General features: G+C 73.5%; 15 protein-coding genes and 3 pseudogenes. 5 read left to right on the top strand and 13 right to left on the bottom strand.

Annotation, left to right across the window (positions count from 1 at the left end):
• Positions 1-39 precede the first annotated feature (39 nt).
• The 3 genes and pseudogenes from ACFYML_RS21330 to ACFYML_RS21320 form a co-directional block, all read right to left on the bottom strand.
• Positions 40-1005 (bottom strand): hypothetical protein, encoded by a 966-nt coding sequence (locus ACFYML_RS21330; protein WP_387422305.1) that lies wholly within the window; start codon positions 1003-1005, stop codon positions 40-42.
• Positions 1002-3587, bottom strand: a pseudogene (locus tag ACFYML_RS21325) (DEAD/DEAH box helicase); the annotation flags it as partial. The gene ACFYML_RS21330 and the pseudogene ACFYML_RS21325, both read right to left, overlap by 4 nt.
• 116 nt (positions 3588-3703) lie before the next feature.
• Positions 3704-4160 (bottom strand): annotated as a pseudogene (locus ACFYML_RS21320) (ATP-dependent helicase); the annotation flags it as partial.
• Between the two features lie 63 nt (positions 4161-4223).
• Between ACFYML_RS21320 and ACFYML_RS21315 the strand changes: the two are divergent.
• Entirely contained in the window at positions 4224-5093 is an 870-nt protein-coding gene (locus tag ACFYML_RS21315) for a carbohydrate kinase family protein (RefSeq protein WP_387422304.1), read from the top strand.
• A 167-nt stretch (positions 5094-5260) separates the two neighbouring features.
• Here ACFYML_RS21315 and ACFYML_RS21310 read toward each other — a convergent pair whose 3' ends face one another.
• Positions 5261-5782 (bottom strand): DinB family protein, encoded by a 522-nt coding sequence (locus ACFYML_RS21310; RefSeq protein WP_387422303.1) that lies wholly within the window; start codon positions 5780-5782, stop codon positions 5261-5263.
• A gap of 82 nt (positions 5783-5864) precedes the next feature.
• On the opposite strand from ACFYML_RS21310, the gene ACFYML_RS21305 reads away from it, so the two are divergent.
• Complete coding sequence (locus tag ACFYML_RS21305) at positions 5865-6071, top strand: hypothetical protein (protein WP_073833716.1); 207 nt, start codon at positions 5865-5867, stop codon at positions 6069-6071.
• 75 nt (positions 6072-6146) lie between these two features.
• Here ACFYML_RS21305 and ACFYML_RS21300 read toward each other — a convergent pair whose 3' ends face one another.
• The gene (locus ACFYML_RS21300) at positions 6147-7298 is read right to left on the bottom strand and encodes a polysaccharide pyruvyl transferase family protein (RefSeq protein WP_387422302.1); all 1152 of its coding nucleotides are present in this window, start codon (positions 7296-7298) and stop codon (positions 6147-6149) included.
• A 70-nt stretch (positions 7299-7368) separates the two neighbouring features.
• Positions 7369-7944 carry a TetR/AcrR family transcriptional regulator gene (locus ACFYML_RS21295; protein WP_387422301.1) on the bottom strand — a complete coding sequence of 192 codons (576 nt, stop codon included), beginning with the start codon at positions 7942-7944 and terminating at the stop codon, positions 7369-7371.
• 90 nt (positions 7945-8034) lie between these two features.
• Here ACFYML_RS21295 and ACFYML_RS21290 point away from each other — a divergent pair, with 90 nt between their 5' ends.
• Both ACFYML_RS21290 and ACFYML_RS21285 read left to right on the top strand, forming a co-directional pair.
• Positions 8035-8610: a dihydrofolate reductase family protein gene (locus tag ACFYML_RS21290; RefSeq protein WP_387422300.1), complete on the top strand. Its 576-nt coding sequence runs from the start codon at positions 8035-8037 to the stop codon at positions 8608-8610.
• Positions 8611-8651: 41 nt separating this feature from the next.
• Positions 8652-9587, top strand: a complete 936-nt coding sequence (locus ACFYML_RS21285; protein WP_387422299.1) for a phosphotransferase family protein — start codon at positions 8652-8654, stop codon at positions 9585-9587.
• 11 nt (positions 9588-9598) lie between these two features.
• On the opposite strand, the gene ACFYML_RS21280 is transcribed toward ACFYML_RS21285, so the two are convergent.
• From ACFYML_RS21280 to ACFYML_RS21270, 3 genes are all read right to left on the bottom strand, one after another.
• A complete protein-coding gene (locus tag ACFYML_RS21280) occupies positions 9599-10396 on the bottom strand; it encodes an alpha/beta fold hydrolase (protein WP_387422298.1) in 798 nt (265 codons plus the stop codon).
• Positions 10397-10562: 166 nt separating this feature from the next.
• Positions 10563-11045, bottom strand: a complete 483-nt coding sequence (locus tag ACFYML_RS21275; protein ID WP_387422297.1) for a GNAT family N-acetyltransferase — start codon at positions 11043-11045, stop codon at positions 10563-10565.
• A 220-nt stretch (positions 11046-11265) separates the two neighbouring features.
• Positions 11266-12756 carry an NCS2 family permease gene (locus ACFYML_RS21270; RefSeq protein WP_387422296.1) on the bottom strand — a complete coding sequence of 497 codons (1491 nt, stop codon included), beginning with the start codon at positions 12754-12756 and terminating at the stop codon, positions 11266-11268.
• A 313-nt stretch (positions 12757-13069) separates the two neighbouring features.
• On the opposite strand from ACFYML_RS21270, the gene ACFYML_RS21265 reads away from it, so the two are divergent.
• Complete coding sequence (locus ACFYML_RS21265; protein ID WP_387422295.1) at positions 13070-13573, top strand: hypothetical protein; 504 nt, start codon at positions 13070-13072, stop codon at positions 13571-13573.
• A gap of 273 nt (positions 13574-13846) precedes the next feature.
• Here the strand turns inward: ACFYML_RS21265 and ACFYML_RS21260 are convergent, their stop codons facing one another.
• From ACFYML_RS21260 to ACFYML_RS21245, 4 genes and pseudogenes are all read right to left on the bottom strand, one after another.
• Positions 13847-14827, bottom strand: a complete 981-nt coding sequence (locus ACFYML_RS21260; RefSeq protein WP_387422294.1) for a hypothetical protein — start codon at positions 14825-14827, stop codon at positions 13847-13849.
• Positions 14824-15339 carry a SigE family RNA polymerase sigma factor gene (locus tag ACFYML_RS21255; RefSeq protein WP_387422293.1) on the bottom strand — a complete coding sequence of 172 codons (516 nt, stop codon included), beginning with the start codon at positions 15337-15339 and terminating at the stop codon, positions 14824-14826. The genes ACFYML_RS21260 and ACFYML_RS21255 overlap by 4 nt, the downstream gene beginning before the upstream one ends.
• 127 nt (positions 15340-15466) lie before the next feature.
• Positions 15467-15991: a hypothetical protein gene (locus tag ACFYML_RS21250; RefSeq protein ID WP_387422292.1), complete on the bottom strand. Its 525-nt coding sequence runs from the start codon at positions 15989-15991 to the stop codon at positions 15467-15469.
• Positions 15992-16122: 131 nt separating this feature from the next.
• A pseudogene (locus tag ACFYML_RS21245) lies at positions 16123-16205 on the bottom strand (transposase); the annotation flags it as partial.

Genomic DNA, 16205 nt, shown 5'->3' with positions numbered 1-16205 from the left:
CGATCGCACCCTGCGGGCCGGGAGACCGGACGCCGGGGATCAGCGCGCCGAGGCGTCCGGGTCCGTCGCCGGTCGGGGCCGGCCGAACTCCCGGTAGGCCCGCCGTAGCCGCTCGACCAGGCCGGGCCCGCCGATCGCGGCCCCCGGCGGGGCGAGCTGGCGCAGCAGCAGCTCCGGTCCGGTCGCCAGGGTGGGTGGCCGGTCGGGCAACGGCGCCGGAGGCAGCCAGAACCGGTCCAGCGCGTCGGCCAGCTCGGCCGCCGGCAGGCCGCCGAGCACCCGCCCCGCGCCGGCCACGGCAGGTTCCGCCGCCGCGGGCCCGGCACCGGCATCCGCCGGGCCGGCCGGTGCGCCCGGCACCACCGCCTGCTCGGCCGGTGCGCCGTCCGCGCTCGCGGCGACGCCCCGCAGGGTACGCAGCCGGTCGAGCAGCTCGGCCCGGCTCCGGCCGCGCCAGTGCAGGAGCCGGAACGGGTCGGCGTCGAACGCCTCGGCCAGCAGGTAGAAGGTGGCCGCCAGGTGCTTGCACGGGACGGCGAAGTCAGGGCAGCCGCAGTGCTGCTCCAGCTCGGCCACGCCGGCCGGGAAGAGGGGCGCCTCCGCCTCGGCGAAGAGCTCCTCCAACTCGGACGGCAGGTCGCCGGCGAGCAGCCGGGCGCTGAAGAACGCCTGCCCGGCCAGGTCCGCCTCGAGCCGGTCCCAGACCTCGTCCGGGTACGCCGCCAACCCGATCCGCACCGGGTACGGCTTGGGCCGTGACCCCTGCACGCTGGCGGTCACCAGCCCGGGGGCGACGTCGAGCCGGAGCACCTGGCCCCGGCGCGCGTACGCCCGGCCCCGGGTGAGCCGGGTGCCGAGCGCGAAGGACTCCAGCACCTCCAGGAAGCGCCGGGACCACCAGGATCGGCCGATCGCGCCCCGGGTGCTGCGCGCCTTCAGGCCGCCCTCGACCCGGCGCGGCGGCCCGAACTCGGCGAACCGCGACCCTCGGTCCGGAGTGGTCACTCCACCACCGCCCCGGCGTCCAGCGCGAACAGCTCACGCAGGGTGTCGGTGGACAGCTCGGTGACCCACTGCTCGCCGCTGCCCACCACCCGCTGGGCCAGGCTGCGCTTGTCCGCGATCATCGCGGCCACCTTCTCCTCGACCGTGCCGGCGCACACGAACTTGCGTACCTGCACCCGGCGGCGTTGGCCGATGCGGAACGCCCGGTCGGTGGCCTGGTCCTCGACGGCCGGGTTCCACCAGCGGTCCACATGCACCACGTGGTTCGCCGCGGTGAGGGTCAGCCCGGTGCCGCCGGCCTTGAGCGACAGGACGAACAGCGGCGGACCGTCCGGGGACTGGAACCGGGTCACCATGGCGTCCCGCTCGGCCTTGCCGACGCCGCCGTGCAGGTAGAGCACCTCCCGGCCGGTACGGGCGGACAGGTGCCCGCGCAGCATCCCGCCGAACTCGGCGTACTGGGTGAACAGCAGGACCTTCTCCCCGGCCGCGAGCACCTCGTCGACGATCTCCTCGAGCCGTTCCAGCTTGCCGGAGCGGCCGGGCAGGGCCGAGCCGTCGTGCAGCAGCTGCGCGGGGTGGTTGCAGACCTGCTTGAGCCGGGTCATGGTGGCCAGCACCAGGCCGCGGCGTTCCATCCCGTCGCTGGACTCGATCTTCGCCATCATGTCGTCGACCACCGCCCGGTAGAGGGCGGCCTGCTCGGCGGTGAGGTTGCAGAGCACCTCCATCTCCAGCTTCTCGGGCAGGTCGGAGATGATCGACGCGTCGGTCTTGAGCCGGCGCAGCACGAACGGTCCGGTGATCCGGCGCAGCCGCCCGGCCACCTCGGCGTCGCCGTGCCGCTCGATCGGCTCGGCGAACTTCTTCCGGAAGGTGGCGGCCGGGCCGAGCAGGCCGGGGTTGGCGAACTGCATGATCGACCAGAGGTCGGCGAGCCGGTTCTCCACCGGCGTACCGGTGACCGCGACCCGGTGCCGCGCGGGCAGCGACCGGACCGCCTCGGCCTGCCGGGTGGCGGCGTTCTTGATCGCCTGCGCCTCGTCCACCACCACCCGGTGCCAGTCGATCCCGGCCAGGTCGTACGCGTCGCGGGCGGCCACCGAGTAGGTGGTGAGGACCAGGTCGGCGGCGTGCACCGCCGCGGCGAACGCCTCACCCCGGGCGCGCTCGGCCCCGTGGTGCACGTGGACCCGCAACCCGGGCGTGAACCGGGCTGCCTCCCGCTGCCAGTTGCCGACCAGCGACATCGGACAGACCAGCAGCGTGGGCCCGACCTCCGGCGGGTCCCCGGCGAGCAGCGCGAGCAGCTGCACGGTCTTGCCCAGCCCCATGTCGTCGGCGAGGATCCCGCCCAACCCGAGCGACTGGAGGAACGCCAGCCAGGCCAGCCCGCGCCGCTGGTACGGCCGCAGCGTCCCGGCGAACCCCGGTGGCGGGTCGGCCGGGGTGAGCCGCCGCTCCGCCTCCCCGGCCAGCAGCTCACCCAACGGCCCGTCGGCGGTCACCTCCAGCACCGGCAGCGCGTCGGGGCGGTCGGCGCCGGCCAGACCCATCCGCAGCAGGTCGGCCACGGTCAGCTCGCCGGCCGAGCGGAGCAGCCGCAGCCCGGCGGCGAGCCGGTCCGGGTCCAGCTCGACCCAGCGGCCCCGCAACCGGACCAGCGGGGACTTCAGCTCGGCCAGGGCGGCCAGTTCCTCGGCGGTCAGCGGCTGGTCGCCGAGGGCCACCTCCCAGCGGTAGTCGACCAGGGCGTCCAGCCCGAGGCCCGCCGCGGCGGCGGCGACCGTGGCGGGGGCGCTCCGGCTGCGCGCCCGCAGTCGGGCGCCGAGGCGGGACGAGGGCCGCCGCCACCAGGACGGCAGCAGCACCCCGAAGCCGGCCGCGTGCAGCACCGGCGCACCCTCCCGGAGGAACCGGTGCGCGCCGTCCGCGTCCAACTCCATCCCCTCTGGCGCGGCGGTCCGCAGCGCGTCGTCCAGGTCCGGCCAGAGCCGGCTGGCCCGGCCCAGCTCGGCGAGGAGGGTTTCCTGCGGCTCGATCCGGTGGTCGACGAGGGCGGGGGCGGACCCGCGCCAGATCCGCGCCGCGTCGACCACCAGGCCCGGCTCGTCGGTGGGGTGCAGGCCGAACTCGAGTCGCCAGGATCCCCCTTCGACCAGCTCGGCCACCGGGTCGACGGGCGGCTCGACCAGCCGGAAGACGGCCCGTACCCGGCCGCCGGCGGCGTCGCGCTGCCAGGCGTCCAGCTCGGTCCGCAGGGTGTCCAGGGCGGCCGGCTCGGCGTGGAACGCGCGCTCCGGCCCGGTGAGCGCGGCCAGCCAGCGGGGCACCGGCCCGACCGGGCGCATGCCCCGGTGCAGCAGGGTGTCGGCCAGGGCGGCCCGGGCGGCGGCGTCGGTCAACGCGTCCAGCGCCTCGGCGACCAGCTCCCCTGGTCCGCCGGCACCGGCCGCGGCCCCGGGCCGCGTGACCTCCCATTCGACGGCGGCGCGGGTGGCCGGGGGCAGGGCGAGGGCCAGCGAGCGCGCCCAGGCCGCGTCCGTGCCGGTGAGCAGCGGCCGCCAGACCGCCCGGGCGGTGACCACGTCGGAGTGGTCCACCGGACGCAGGTGCCGCCGGGGTCGCGGGTCGTCCACCGCGCCCCGCCCGGTCCGGGTCCGCGTCGCGGAGTCGGCGGGTGGCACGGCGACGACGTCGGCCACACCGGGCAGCAGCCGGCCGCGGCTGACGAGGTCGGCGGCGAAGTCGGCCAGCTCGGCCAGGTGGCGCAGGGTCGCCCCCGGCACCACGTCCCCCACCTCGAGGGCGCCGAGCAGGGCGAGCGCGGCGTCCGGGGCGTACGCCAGGGCGGGGACCCGCCACCCGGCGAGGGTGACCGGACCACGGACCGGTTCCCCGGCGGTGGTCCGGACCAGCTCCGGGGAGTCCATCGGCGAGCCGGCCCGGGTGGGCAGGGTGAGCAGCACCGACGCCGGTTCGCCCGGCGGGTCGCCGAGCGCGGCGGCGAGGGTGGCGTGGTCGGCGGCGAAGGGGTGCGGACGCTCCCGTGGCGCCCGGCCGGGTCGGCGCGGGGCCCGGGCCGGGCGGGTGCTGTCCTCGGCCCAGACGGCGAGCCCGACGCCGGACAGCCACAGCCCGTGGATGACCAGCACGCACTCCCCCTCGACGACGCCCGAGGCCAGGATAGGCGGCCGGGACCGACTACTCTCGCCGCCATGGTCGATCTGCTCGTGATCGGTGGCCTGGGAGTCGACATCCGTGCCCAGGTGCCCGCGCTCCCGCTGCCGGCCGCCGACTCGCTGACGGTACCCCCGATCGAGCTGCGGATCGGCAACACCGGGGCCGGGGTGGCGCTCGCCGCGCACGCCCTGGGCCTGCGGGTGGCGCTGGTGGACGTGCTGGGCGCAGACCCGGCCGGCGACGTGGTCCGGGCCGCGCTGGCCCGCACCTCGGTACGGGCCGTGCTGGCCGAGGCGCCCACCGGCACCCGCCGATCGGTCAACCTGGTCGACCCGACCGGCCGCCGGATGTCCCTCTACGACCCGCGCCCGTGGTCCGGCCCGGCGCCGTTCGCCCCGGCGGAGCTCGCCGCGCTGGCCGGCGACGCGCGGCACGTGCACGTGTCGATCATGGACTGGGCGCGGGACGCGTTGCCGGGGTTGCGCGCGAGCCTGGCGGCCGGCGTGACGCTCTCCACCGACCTGCACGACTGGGACGGCGAGAACGACTACCACCGCCCCTTCGCCGAGGTCGCCGACCTGGTCTTCCTGAGCGACGTGCGGCTGGGCGAGCGGGCCGGAAAGGTGGCGGCGGGGCTGGCGCCCCGGACCGTGCTGGTCACCGGCGGGGCAGCCGGCGCGATCCTGCACGGCCCGGACACGCCGGTGCGGGTGCCCGCGGCGACCCCGCCCGCCTCGGTGGTGGACACCAACGGCGCGGGAGACGCCTTCGCGGCCGGCCTGATCGCCGCCCGGCTGGGCGGCGCGTCCCCGCTCGACGCGGCCCGGTACGCCGCCCGGGTGGCCGCCGCCGCCTGCACCCACGACGGGATGGAATATCCGCCCGGCCTGCTGCCCCGGGACTGAACCGTCGCTAGGGCGTGTCTCCCGGGTCTTCGCCGGCCTGCGACGGGCCCAGACGGCGCGGCGTTGCCGAATCGTCCGGATACAACACCGGTATCCGGACGACCCGGCGCCTTGCCGGATCGCCGCCTGGGCCTCGTCTCGGCTCGACGAGATCCGGGAGACACGCCCTAGATCGCCCCGGTCGCGCCGTCGGTCAGCTCGCGCAGGATGTCCGCGTGCCCGGCGTGCCGGGCCGTCTCCTCGATCAGGTGTACCAGCACCCAGCGCAGCGACACCTCACCGAGCTGCGGGTGCGGCACCACGTGGTCCAGGTCGAACCGGGCGGCGATCGCCCGGGACCGGGCGCAGGCCGCCTCGTACCCGGCCGCGAGGGTCTCGACGGTCTCGCCGGGCTCGAGGGTGAAGCTCGCCGCCGCTTCCTCCTCGGTGGTGAGGTAGACGTCCCCCGGCTCAGGCGCGAACAGGCAGGGGAGCCAGTTCCGCTCCACCAGGGCCAGGTGTTTGAGCAGGCCGGCGAGGGTGGTGAGGGACGGCACCAGGCGTTGGCTCGCGTCGGCGTCGGCGAGGCCCCGCGCCTTGCGCAGCACGATGGCCCGGTGGAAGTCGAGGAACGATTCGAGCACGGCCCGCTCGTCGCCCGTACGGGCGAGGATCGGACCGAGCGTGGGGTCGATCGTCGTGTCCGCCATCCTCGGACCCTAGTCCCGCAGCGGCCCGGCCCGCTGCCCCGCTATCGCTGCGGCGCGGCGGCCTCCGGGGCAGGATGGGCGCATGGCAGGAACGGTGCAGATCCCCCTGGTGGGTGGCGTGGCCGACGGCGAGACCGTCACCGTCGAGCTGGACGACAACGGCCGGCCGCCGCTGACGCACCATCGCCTCGGCCCGGAGGGGCTGGCCGAGGCGGAGATCTACGAGCTGGAGTCGGACGACCACCGCGGCCGCCCGTGGGTCTACGCCTGGCGCGGCCCGGCGCTCTGACCCCACTCGGGTCGATCCCTCGACGGCCGGGGCCGGCACCGGGGTGGACGAGGCCCGCCGGCCCGACGAGCCGGCTCAGCTGGCGCCGGTCCGGGTCAGGGTGCGCGACCGGATGCTCTCCAGCACCCCCCGGGTGACCTGGGAGGTGCCGCGGGCCTGCTCGCACACCTCGGCCACCCGGCGGGCGGTCTCGTCGGCCCGCGCCTCCCGCTCGTCCCACAGCTGGTCCACCTCCGCCAGCAGCGGGCCCTCCACCTCGCGTTCCACGCCGCGCAGCGCCGGCACCCCGAGCCGCTGGGCCAGGTCGAAGACCTTTCCGGCGTACGGCAGGGGCAGGAACGGCGTGCCGATCATGGCGGCGAAGATCAGGAAGTGCAGCCGCATGCCGACCGCGAGGTCGAGGTGGCGCATCATGCCCAGGATCTGCCTCGGCGAGTAGTCACCGTGCAGGATCCGGCCCCGCTCCGACGCGGTCATGTGCGACATCACCCCGTGCGAGTGCCGGATGTCGTCGCGTTCCATCGGCACGAAGAGCACGTACGCGTCGATCCGGTGCACCAGGAAGTCGGCGATCTGGGCGAGCAGCCGGTGGTAGCCGTCGACGTCGAGGCGTTCGGCGGCCCGGCCCGGCTCGCGAACGCTCAACCCGACCAGCCGCTTGCCACCCGGGACGCCCTCCTCGCGCAGCCAGCTCTCCGGGAAGTCCTCCGGCTCCAGGAGGAACGCCGGGTCGGCGGTGACCGTGATCGGGTTCAGCAGCCCGGCCTCTTCCAGCACCATCCGGGACTCCTGGTCCCGCACGGTCACCTCGGCGGCCCCGGCCAGGGTCTCGCGCACCATCCCGGTGTCGATGCCGTCGCTGAGCGGCCCGACCCCCACCGCGTAGGTGAGCAGCGGCAGGCCCCGCTCCTGGGCCACCCGGACCACCCGCAGGTAGCGGCGGGCCTCGCGGTTGTAGAGGATCCCGCCGCCGCCGAGGATGAGCAGGTCGAGCTCGGCCAGCAGCATGGACGAGTCGGCCCGGCTGACCCCCTCCCAGGGCACCGCCTCCACGTCCGGATGGGCCAGCGCGGTGTGCGCCGGGTTCCGGGAGAACACGATGATCCGGGCGTTCGGCTCAAGCTGCCGCAGATCGGACAGGAGGCCGGTCAGAATCGCCTCGTCGCCGAGGTTGCGACCGCCGTACGAGCCGAGCACGCCGATGGTCAGTGCCGGGGCATCCGTCATCCGTCGCTCCTCCCCAGGGGCGTCCTGCCGGGGTTTCCCCCTGGGCCGGTGGACACACCTGGGACGGCGGTCAGCCGGCGGCGCCGACCAGGCGGGAGACCAGGGCGGACACCACCTGATCGACGTCGAATCCGGCGTCGATCGACGTGGTGAGCAGGTCGAGCAGGAGCCCGTCCACCGCGTAGTGCAGCAGGGCCACCTCGAAGGCCCCGCCGGGCAGCCCGGCCGCGACGTGGAAGGCCACGTCGTCGGCGTACCCCCGGCGGAGCACGTCGCCGAGCGCGCGCCGCAACTCGGGGCGGCGGGACGCCTCCAGCCGCAGCTCGAACAGGGCCCGGGTGAGGTCCGGCTCGCGGGTGGTGCGCTCGACGATGTACCGCAGATAGTCGGCCACCAGGGCGAGGGACGGCTCGCGCCGGCCGAGGTCGGCCAGCACGGCCGGGTCGGGCGCCATCCGTTCGAAGATCCGCTCGGCGAGCCCGGCGAGCAGCGCGGCCCGGGACGGGAAGTAGTTGGAGGCGGTGCCGGTCGGCACGCCCGCCTCGGCGTCGACCGCGCGGTGGGTCAGCCCGCGCGCGCCGGCCGCGGCGAGCACGCGCAGCCCGGCGTCGGCGAGGAGCATGCGGCGTTCCGGATTTCTGGCCACGCCGACACCCTAGCAACAACCACAACAGGTGTAGTAGATTCTTGCTCAACCACGACGGCCGTCGTGGTTGAGCCGAACATCGGAGCAGGTTTGCGCAAGCTCGTGTATTACGTCGCCGCCACCCTCGACGGCTTCATCGCCGCCCCCGACGGGTCGTTCGACTTCTTCCCGCTGGAGCCGGACGTGCTGGCCCACCTGGTCGCCGAATGGCCCCAGACCTTCCCCGCGTTCACCCATCCCCAGTTCGGCATCGAGTCGCCGCAGGGCCGCTTCGACGCCCTGGTGATGGGCCGCGGCACCTACGACCCCGGGCTGAAGCTCGGCGTCACCAGCCCGTACGCCCACCTGAAGCAGTACGTCTTCTCCCGTTCGCTGCCGCCGGCGGACGACCCGCAGGTCGAGATCGTCGACGGTGACCCGGTGGCCTTCGTCCGCGAGCTGAAGCAACAGCCCGGCGGCGACGTCTGGCTCTGCGGCGGCGGGCAGCTCGCCGGCCAACTCCTCGGCGAGGTGGACGAGCTGGTGATCAAGCTGCACCCGATCGTGGCCGGCAGCGGCATCAAGCTGGCCGACCGGGGCTTCGAGCCACACCGGTTCACCCTGGTCGAGGCGCGCCCCTTCGACAGTGGCGTCGTCGTCCTCCGGTACGCCGCTCCGGCACGGTAATCGGCTTGCCCGCGCCGGGCGCCTGGCCGCACGGTGGGAGCGTGACGCTCGCGACGAACCGCCGGATCCACTGGACGGACCTGCCCGACCGGGTCCGGGCCGCGGTGGAGGCGATCCTCGGCGACCGGGTGGTGGAGGCCGTCTCCCAGTCGGGCGGCTTCTCCCCCGGCACCGCCGACCGGGTGCGTACCGCCGGCGGCCGGCGCGCCTTCGTCAAGGCGGTCAGCCCGGCCCAGAACGACCGCAGTCCCGGGCTGCACCGGGCGGAGGCGCTGATCGCCGCCGCACTGCCGCCGGCCGCGCCCGCGCCCCGGCTGCTCGGCAGCTACGACGACGGCGACTGGGTGGCGCTGGTCTTCACCGACGTGGCGGGGCGGCACCCGGTGACGCCCTGGGCGGCCGGCGAGCTGACGGCGGTGCTGTCCACCCTGGAGACCATGGCCGCGGCGCTCACGCCGGCGTCGGTCGCGGTGGCGCCCACCGCCGCCGCCCAGCTCGCGCCAGACTTCGCCGGCTGGCGGCGGATCGCCGCGGACCCGCCGACCGACCTGGACCCGTGGGCCCGGGCCCGGCTGCCGGAACTGTGCGCCGCCGCCGACCGGGGGCTGGCGGCGCTGACCGGCGAGACGCTGTGCCACCTCGACATCCGCGCCGACAACCTGCTGATCGGCCCCGACGGCAGGGTCAGCGTGGTGGACTGGCCATGGGCTTGCCGGGGGCCGGTGTGGCTGGACAGCCTGATGATCCTGGTCAACGTGCAGGTCTACGGCGGGCACGACCCCGAGGCGTTGCTGCGCGACCTGCCGCTCGCTGCCGGAGTGGATCCGGCCGACCTGACCGGCGTACTGGCCGGGTTCACCGGGTTCTTCCTCGACGGGGCCCGGCTGCCGCCGCCGCCCGGCATCCCCACGGTACGGGCGTTCCAGCGTGCCCAGGGCGACGCTCTGCTGCGCTGGCTCACCCGCCGCCTCCCCTGACGCGTTGGGCGTCAGGCGGGCGCGCGGACCTCGTGGGTGAGGAACGGCAGGGCGGCCTCGGGCAGCGCCGGTGACCCGACGATGTCGTAGTGGGTCAGGCCGGGCAGCACGGCCAGCCGGGACGCCGGCCGGTCGGTGCCGTCCCAGCCGGCGTCCCGGTGCCCGCCGCCGAGCAGCCCGAAGAACTCCGCCATGTGGCTGACCGGGACCGAGTCGGCGTCGGCGAAGACCAGGAGCACCGGCAGGGCGAGCGCGGCCACCTCGGCGGACCAGTCGTAGTCGCGGCGCAGCAGCTCACCGGTCTTGGCCCAGAGCGTCGGCCAGTCCTGCGGGCGCGGTGCCAGACGCAGGTAGAGCTCGTGCGGCGGGGTGCCGCGCATCTGCTCGGCGACCCGCTCGTCCTGGGCCGCCATCGCGGCCAGCACCTCCGGGTACCAGCCGCGCCGCCGGCACGGCGTGGAGACCAGCACCAGGCGGCGGACCAGGGCCGGGTGCTGGATCGCGGTACGCACGGCCACCCCGCCGCCGAGCGAGTAGCCCATCAGGTCGGCCTGCGGCAGGTCGAGGTGCCGCAGTAGCGCGGCGATGTCGTCGGCCATCGACTCGTACCGCAGCGGCCGGTCCACGTCGGCGGTGCGGCCGTGCCCCTGCAGGTCGACGGCGATCACCCGGCGGCGAGCGGCGAGGGCGGGCAGGATCGGCTGGAACATCTCCACCGCGCCGTAGCCGCCGTGCAGCAGCACCAGCGGCTGGCCGGTCCCGTGCACCTCGTACCAGAGCCGCACCCCGTTGACGTCCGCGTAGCTCATGCCGTGCTCCCCCGTCGTGTATCGGTACAACGAGCGTCGCGCCCCGGCGTCGGGACGGGCAGCGTCTCCCGGCCGCGCCCGGCGGCGATGCACTCCTTTGGGTGCGTTTGTCGTCGCTGGAGCGACAACAAACGCACCCAAAGTCTCAAGCCGGGTCGGTCCCGCGCTACTCGGCGACGTACCGGTGCAACGGCCCCTCGTCGGTGGCCACGGTGCCGGTGAGGCGCAGGCCGGCCTTCACCAGCACCCGGACCGAGGCCACGTTGGCCGGGTCCACGTTGGCGTACACCTGGGACACCCCGGGCAGGGCGAGGGCGAACGCAACGAGGGCTCGGGCCGCCTCCGTGGTGTAGCCGCGGCGGCGCCGGGACGGGGCGACGCCGTAGCCGAACTCGACGGCACCGTCGGTGGGCGGCCAGAACAGGCCAATGGCGCCGACGGTCAGGCCGGTTTCCCGTTCGATCATCAGATAGTGCCCGTGCGGCCGTTCCGGCTCGCGGGTGAGCCGGCCGGCGATCATGCGGTCGGCCTCGCTGGGGAAGTCCGCCGCCCAGTGCGGGCAGCGGTCACCGGCGGCGGCGAGGGCGGCCTCCTCGGCGGGCCACGGGCGCAGCACGAGTCGGTCGGTGGTCAGGTCGGAAAAGGACAACGCGATTCTCCAAGGTCGTGGAGCGACCCGGGTCGCGGTCGGTCAGCGCGCGCGACCCGGAAGAGGGTACGAGGAAGGAAGCTCATGGCGATCCATGGCCTCATCTCCCTGCGCCCACGACGGTCGCGTGTTCCGCGCGACGGCACTCTAACCCATGATCCGGATACGCCGCGCCCCCGCCGCCTCGGGCCGGGGGCGACGGGGGCGCGGCGTGGACCGGTCAGCTGACGCCGGTGACGGCCTTGACCAGGTTGATGCCGAAATAGACCACGAACGCGGCGGAGACCGCCCACATCAGCGGGTGGATCTGGCGCGCCTTGCCCTGGGCCACCCGGATCGCCACCCAGCTCACGAAGCCGGCGCCGATGCCGTTGGTGATCGAGTAGGTGAACGGCATCAGGGTCATGGTGAGGAAGGCCGGAACCGCGACGCCCACGTCGGTGAAGTCGATCTCCTTGACCTGGCGGATCATCAGCGCGCCGACGATCACCAGCGCCGGGCCGGCGGCCTCGCTCGGCACCAGCGACACCAGCGGGGTGAGCAGCAGCGCGCCGAGGAAGAGCACGCCGGTGACCACGCTGGTCAGGCCGGTACGCCCACCGTCCGCGATGCCCGAGGAGGACTCGACGTACGTGGTGGCCGAGGAGGCGCTGCCCGCGCCACCGGCGACCGCGGCGACGCCGTCGACGAAGAGCACCTTGCCCAGTCGGGGCATGTCGGTGCCGTCCTTGGTGGTCAGGCCGGCCTGCTTGGCCAGTCCCACGGTCGTGCCCATCACGTCGAAGAAGTCGGCGAGCACCAGGGTGAACACCAGCAGCAGCGCGGTCATCACGCCGACGTGGGCGAACGAGCTGAACGACACGTTGCCGACCAGGTGCAGGTCGGGCGCCTTGACCAGCGGATCGGGCAGGGTCGGCACGTTGAGCCGCCAGCCCGCCGGGTTGGGCTTGCCGTCGACGAACGCCGGGCCGGGCTTGGCGAGGGCGTTGACGATCACCGCGACGACGGTGGTCGCCACGATGCCGATCAGGACGCCGGCCTTCACCTTGCGGGCCACCAGGATGCCGGTGACCAGCAGGCCGACCAGGAAGACGACCGTGGTCCAGCCGCGCAGCGTGCCGTCGCCGCCGAGCTGCACCGGGACGGTGGTGCCGGCCGCGTCCGGCACCCGCCGGACCAGACCGCCGTCGACGAAGCCGATCATGGCGATGAACAGACCGATACCAGCGGCGATGGCCGCCTTCAGCGAGGCCGGGATGGCCCGGAAGACGGCCTTCCGGAAGCCGGTCAGCACCAGCACGGTGATGATCAGACCCTCGATCACCACCAGGCCCATCGCCTCGGCCCAGGTCATCTGGGAGGCAACGGCGTACGCGACGAACGCGTTCAGGCCCAGGCCGGTCGCCACGGCGAACGGCACCCGGCCGACGACGCCCATCATGATCGTCATGACCGCCGCGACGAGGCAGGTGACCCCGGCGACCGGTGCGATGCCGAGCAGGTTGCCGTCCTTGTCCGGCGCGGTACCGATGATCAGCGGGTTGAGCACGACGATGTAGGCCATCGTCGCGAAGGTGGTGATCCCGGCGAGCACCTCGCGCTTGACGGTCGAGCCACGGCGGGTGATCTCGAAGAAGCGGTCGAGGCGGCCGCGCTCGGCGGGTTCCGCCGACTCGACCGGGGCAGCAGGATCCTGCGTAGTCACGCTCATGGCGTGGCGTAACTCCGTTCCGGGTTGGCCCGCCGGACGCGCCGGTCGGGCGGTGGGGGTGCAGTCGTCCCGATTCGGTTGGCCCGGAGAACGTCGGAACGGCTGGGCTCCACGGATCCCCGTGAAGCACTACGAAGCCGCACCCCGGTCGGAGAGCGACTTCGCACCCCCACTTTAACTACCGGGTAACGGCGGATGACCTGCCCCTACGCGTGGCCCGTCAAGAGGGTGGGCAAGGTCACTCCCGACCGGTGGCCGGCTGCTCCGCTCGCCGGTCTGCGGCCCGCCTGATCGCCACTGGCATGATCACGCCGTGACCGACCGGGAGCCGACCGCCGCCGAGCGCCTCTTCGTCGATGAGCTGTGCCAGCGGGTCGACGGGTTCGACCTCTGGTTCGGGCAGGATGCTGACGGGGCTCCCCGGGTTACGGTCTCGTACCTTCCTGGCGACGGCGACCGGGCCGGGACCCACCCCGTGCTGACGTACGACGGACGGCGGCTCCGCGGCGGGTGGAGCGCCGTCTCGCCGGCCTGGGAGAGCGAGGCTGCGCCGGACGACCTGCTCGACTCGGCTTCCCGTCACGGGCTGCGGCTCGATCACGTCGAGCCGGTCCCCGCCGCCGCGTCGGCGGCAGACTGGTTGGTCCGCGAGACCGGCCGCCGGGCACCCGCTCCTCCCGGACCCGTCCGCGCGCACGTGGCGGTCCTGATCTCCGTGCTGGCCGGCATCGTGGCGCTGCTCGCCCTGCTCTTCCTGGTGTGCATGGGGCCGCTCGTGATCTACCGATTACTGTTTCCGGACGGCCCGTTCGCCTGACCTGGTCCGCTCAGGCCCGGCCACTCGTCGCGTCACGTCCCGCGTCGGGTGCGGCCAGCGGCAATCGGCGCAGCACCGTTTAGGCACCGGCGGTGGCCTCGGTGAACAGCACCTCCCGGGCCAGGAACTCCGTCGGCAGGCGCCAATCGGCGAGCGCGGCGAGGCACTCCGCTCGGGACCGCCGTGTGGCAAAACGATCAATCGACGATGCCTACATCGCCGCGTCAGGGGCTGGTCTTCGAGGTCTCACGCCGACGGGCGGGAGTAGTTCGGTCAATCCTTGGTGGCACGCCTGGCCGCGGCGCGGTCGCTCGCCACGATGAGGTCGAGCAGTTCCTTGCCCAGCCCGGCCGGCACCCGGACGCGACCGCCGCCGGTCGAGATCGCCTGCGGGCACGTTGCGTCACCCAGCACCACTGTGACGCCGTCGAAGGCGATTCCGACCGCACCGGGCACCTGTAGCGTGCATTCCTCATGTGCGGGCACGGGGTCGCGCAGCTCGGTGAGGGCTGCCCGGATCCGGGTCAGCGTCTTGGCGTCCGTCGCGGTGACCATGGGGCCCGCGTCCTCGCTGACGGCGCTGGTGATGCGATCGGGCAACATCAGGCCGCCGGAGGCCGGAGCCGCCGGTCCGGCGGGCCAGGTGACGCGCTTGAGCAGCTGCTCGCGACCCTTCGCGTCACCCGAGATGAAGACTCCCGTCGCCATGGTCTCCTCATTGAAGGCGCGGTAGGTCCACTGGGACTGCGTAATGTCCTCCGCGACTTGGAGCAACTGCCCGTCCTTGACCACCAGCCGCTCCGGGTTGACGTACCGGGGAACGGCGTCCTGCACGAGAGCGATCCACGCTTGACCTTCTGACGGGCACTTAGACCTGGGCTGCGTGGCCCGGGGGGAACCCCACCGCGCGGCGAGGTAGACAGTGTGCGGCTCGGCGATGCAGGGGTCGAAGGTCGTGACCTCGCTCGTCCGCCAGCCCTCCGGGACGGCGACCGACAGGCCACCCAGGCTCACCGTGGTCCCGGGCGCCCCGGCGGCCTCGGACCGGTCCGGGGCCGTCGTTGTGAGGGGCAGGGCCACGACGGCCGCGACCGCGGCCGCGACGGCGACAGAGCCGGCAGTTCCCCAGGCACGGCGACGGCGCTGCACGCTGCGCCGCCCGAGGCTGACCAGCCGGGAGGCGGGATCGGTCTCGGCCGGCGTCACGGAGGCGGCTGCGCGTTCGAGTAGTTCGCTGACGTGGGTGGGATTCACGGCGTCTCCTTGGAAGATTCGACGAATAGACCGCTGGCGCGCAGCGCCGCCAGGGCACGGGACGTGCGGCTCTTGACCGTTCCCACCGCAACGCCGAGGGTCTGCGCCACCTCGGCCTCGGAGGCGTCGGCCCAGAAACGCAACACGAGCACCACCCGCTGGTCGACGGGCAACCGGCGCAGACTGGCGAGCACCTGCACGCTGAGATCCGACTGATCCGCGAAGCCACGACGAGACGCGTCTGGCAGCTCCTCTGTCGGCACCTCGTCGCGCCAGCGCCGACGCCTGGCCCGCATCGCGGTACGGACCATCACCTGCCGGACGTACGCCTCCGGTCGCCCGTCCGGCACGCCCAACCGATGCCACGACCGATAGGCCGCGATCAGACCCTCCTGGGCGAGGTCTTCGCCCAGCCGGCCGTCACCGGTCAGCAGCGCGCCGAAGCGAACGATCTCGCGGTACCGGCTGGCGACGAAGCCCTCGTAGCCGGCGGGTTCCGCTCTGCGAAGCAAGCCCATACCTAATTAAGGGACCTGGACCTGCCCGATGGTTCCCCGGTCTGGCCGCCGGTCACCACGTGTCGGCCGCTAGGCGCAAGGCCGAAGACGACCGCCGACGGTCACCACCTTCAGTCGCGGTTCAGTCGCAGCCTTTCCGGGCCTTGCGTACGAAGGTCTCCCGCGGCATGATCTTCATCGCTTTGCGACCGGCCGGTGCCAGCACGTCGTCTGGGCCAATCCGCGCGAAGTCCTCGACGGTGAAGTCCACGGGAATGGCCTTATAGCGACTTGACCCGGAGAGGCTGTACTTGACCCCGGGCTTCAGCTCGGTGAGTGGTTTGATCTCCCAGGTGGAGCCAGGGATCTGGTGGAGGCCGTCGACCTCCCAACCTTCGGGTGGCTGACCGAATAGGAGGACCTCTGCAACCTCGCTGGTCGGATGGCCGTGGACTCCCCATGTGATCAGCGATTGGTCGTCCGGGTCGCTCCTGTTGTCGTGCTCGTAAACGTCGAGCTGGGAGAAATGGCCGCGGCACGTGACGAGGACGCCCATCGGCTGACCATCATGGATAGCCAAAGCCGTAATCGGCTGGTCAGGCGGGGTGCATGCTGCGAGGAGCCCTAGCAGCAGGATCAGAATTCCTGGAGCGGCCTGTCTACGCATGGCTGCATCATTCCAACGCGGCATCACGCACCGGTCCCTCAACGGTCACGATCGGGTGATCTACGGTCCGAGAACCGGCGATTGGCCATCATGCATCGGCAGTGCGTCCATCTCACTCACCTAGTGCCCCGTCATGCAGCCTTGAACGGGTAATCCGGGTGGCGGATCTTGGATCCCGTGGCGAATGCGGTTTTGGGTTTGGCGCGTTGGTTGC

The sequence above is a fragment of the Micromonospora sp. NPDC007230 genome (genome assembly GCF_042869115.1).
Classification (GTDB): Bacteria; Actinomycetota; Actinomycetes; order Mycobacteriales; family Micromonosporaceae; genus Micromonospora.
The sequence above is the reverse complement of the archived record's forward strand: the minus strand, read 5'-3'. Positions and strand labels throughout refer to the sequence as shown.

What these genes read in the sequence shown, in the direction of transcription:
- ACFYML_RS21315 (WP_387422304.1), top strand. Translation starts at nt 4,224, where the DNA reads ATGGTCGATCTGCTCGTGATCGGTGGCCTGGGAGTCGACATCCGTGCC.
- ACFYML_RS21310 (WP_387422303.1), bottom strand. Translation starts at nt 5,782, where the DNA reads ATGGCGGACACGACGATCGACCCCACGCTCGGTCCGATCCTCGCCCGT.
- ACFYML_RS21305 (WP_073833716.1), top strand. Translation starts at nt 5,865, where the DNA reads ATGGCAGGAACGGTGCAGATCCCCCTGGTGGGTGGCGTGGCCGACGGC.
- ACFYML_RS21300 (WP_387422302.1), bottom strand. Translation starts at nt 7,298, where the DNA reads ATGACGGATGCCCCGGCACTGACCATCGGCGTGCTCGGCTCGTACGGC.
- ACFYML_RS21280 (WP_387422298.1), bottom strand. Translation starts at nt 10,396, where the DNA reads ATGAGCTACGCGGACGTCAACGGGGTGCGGCTCTGGTACGAGGTGCAC.
- ACFYML_RS21270 (WP_387422296.1), bottom strand. Translation starts at nt 12,756, where the DNA reads ATGAGCGTGACTACGCAGGATCCTGCTGCCCCGGTCGAGTCGGCGGAA.
- ACFYML_RS21250 (WP_387422292.1), bottom strand. Translation starts at nt 15,991, where the DNA reads ATGCGTAGACAGGCCGCTCCAGGAATTCTGATCCTGCTGCTAGGGCTC.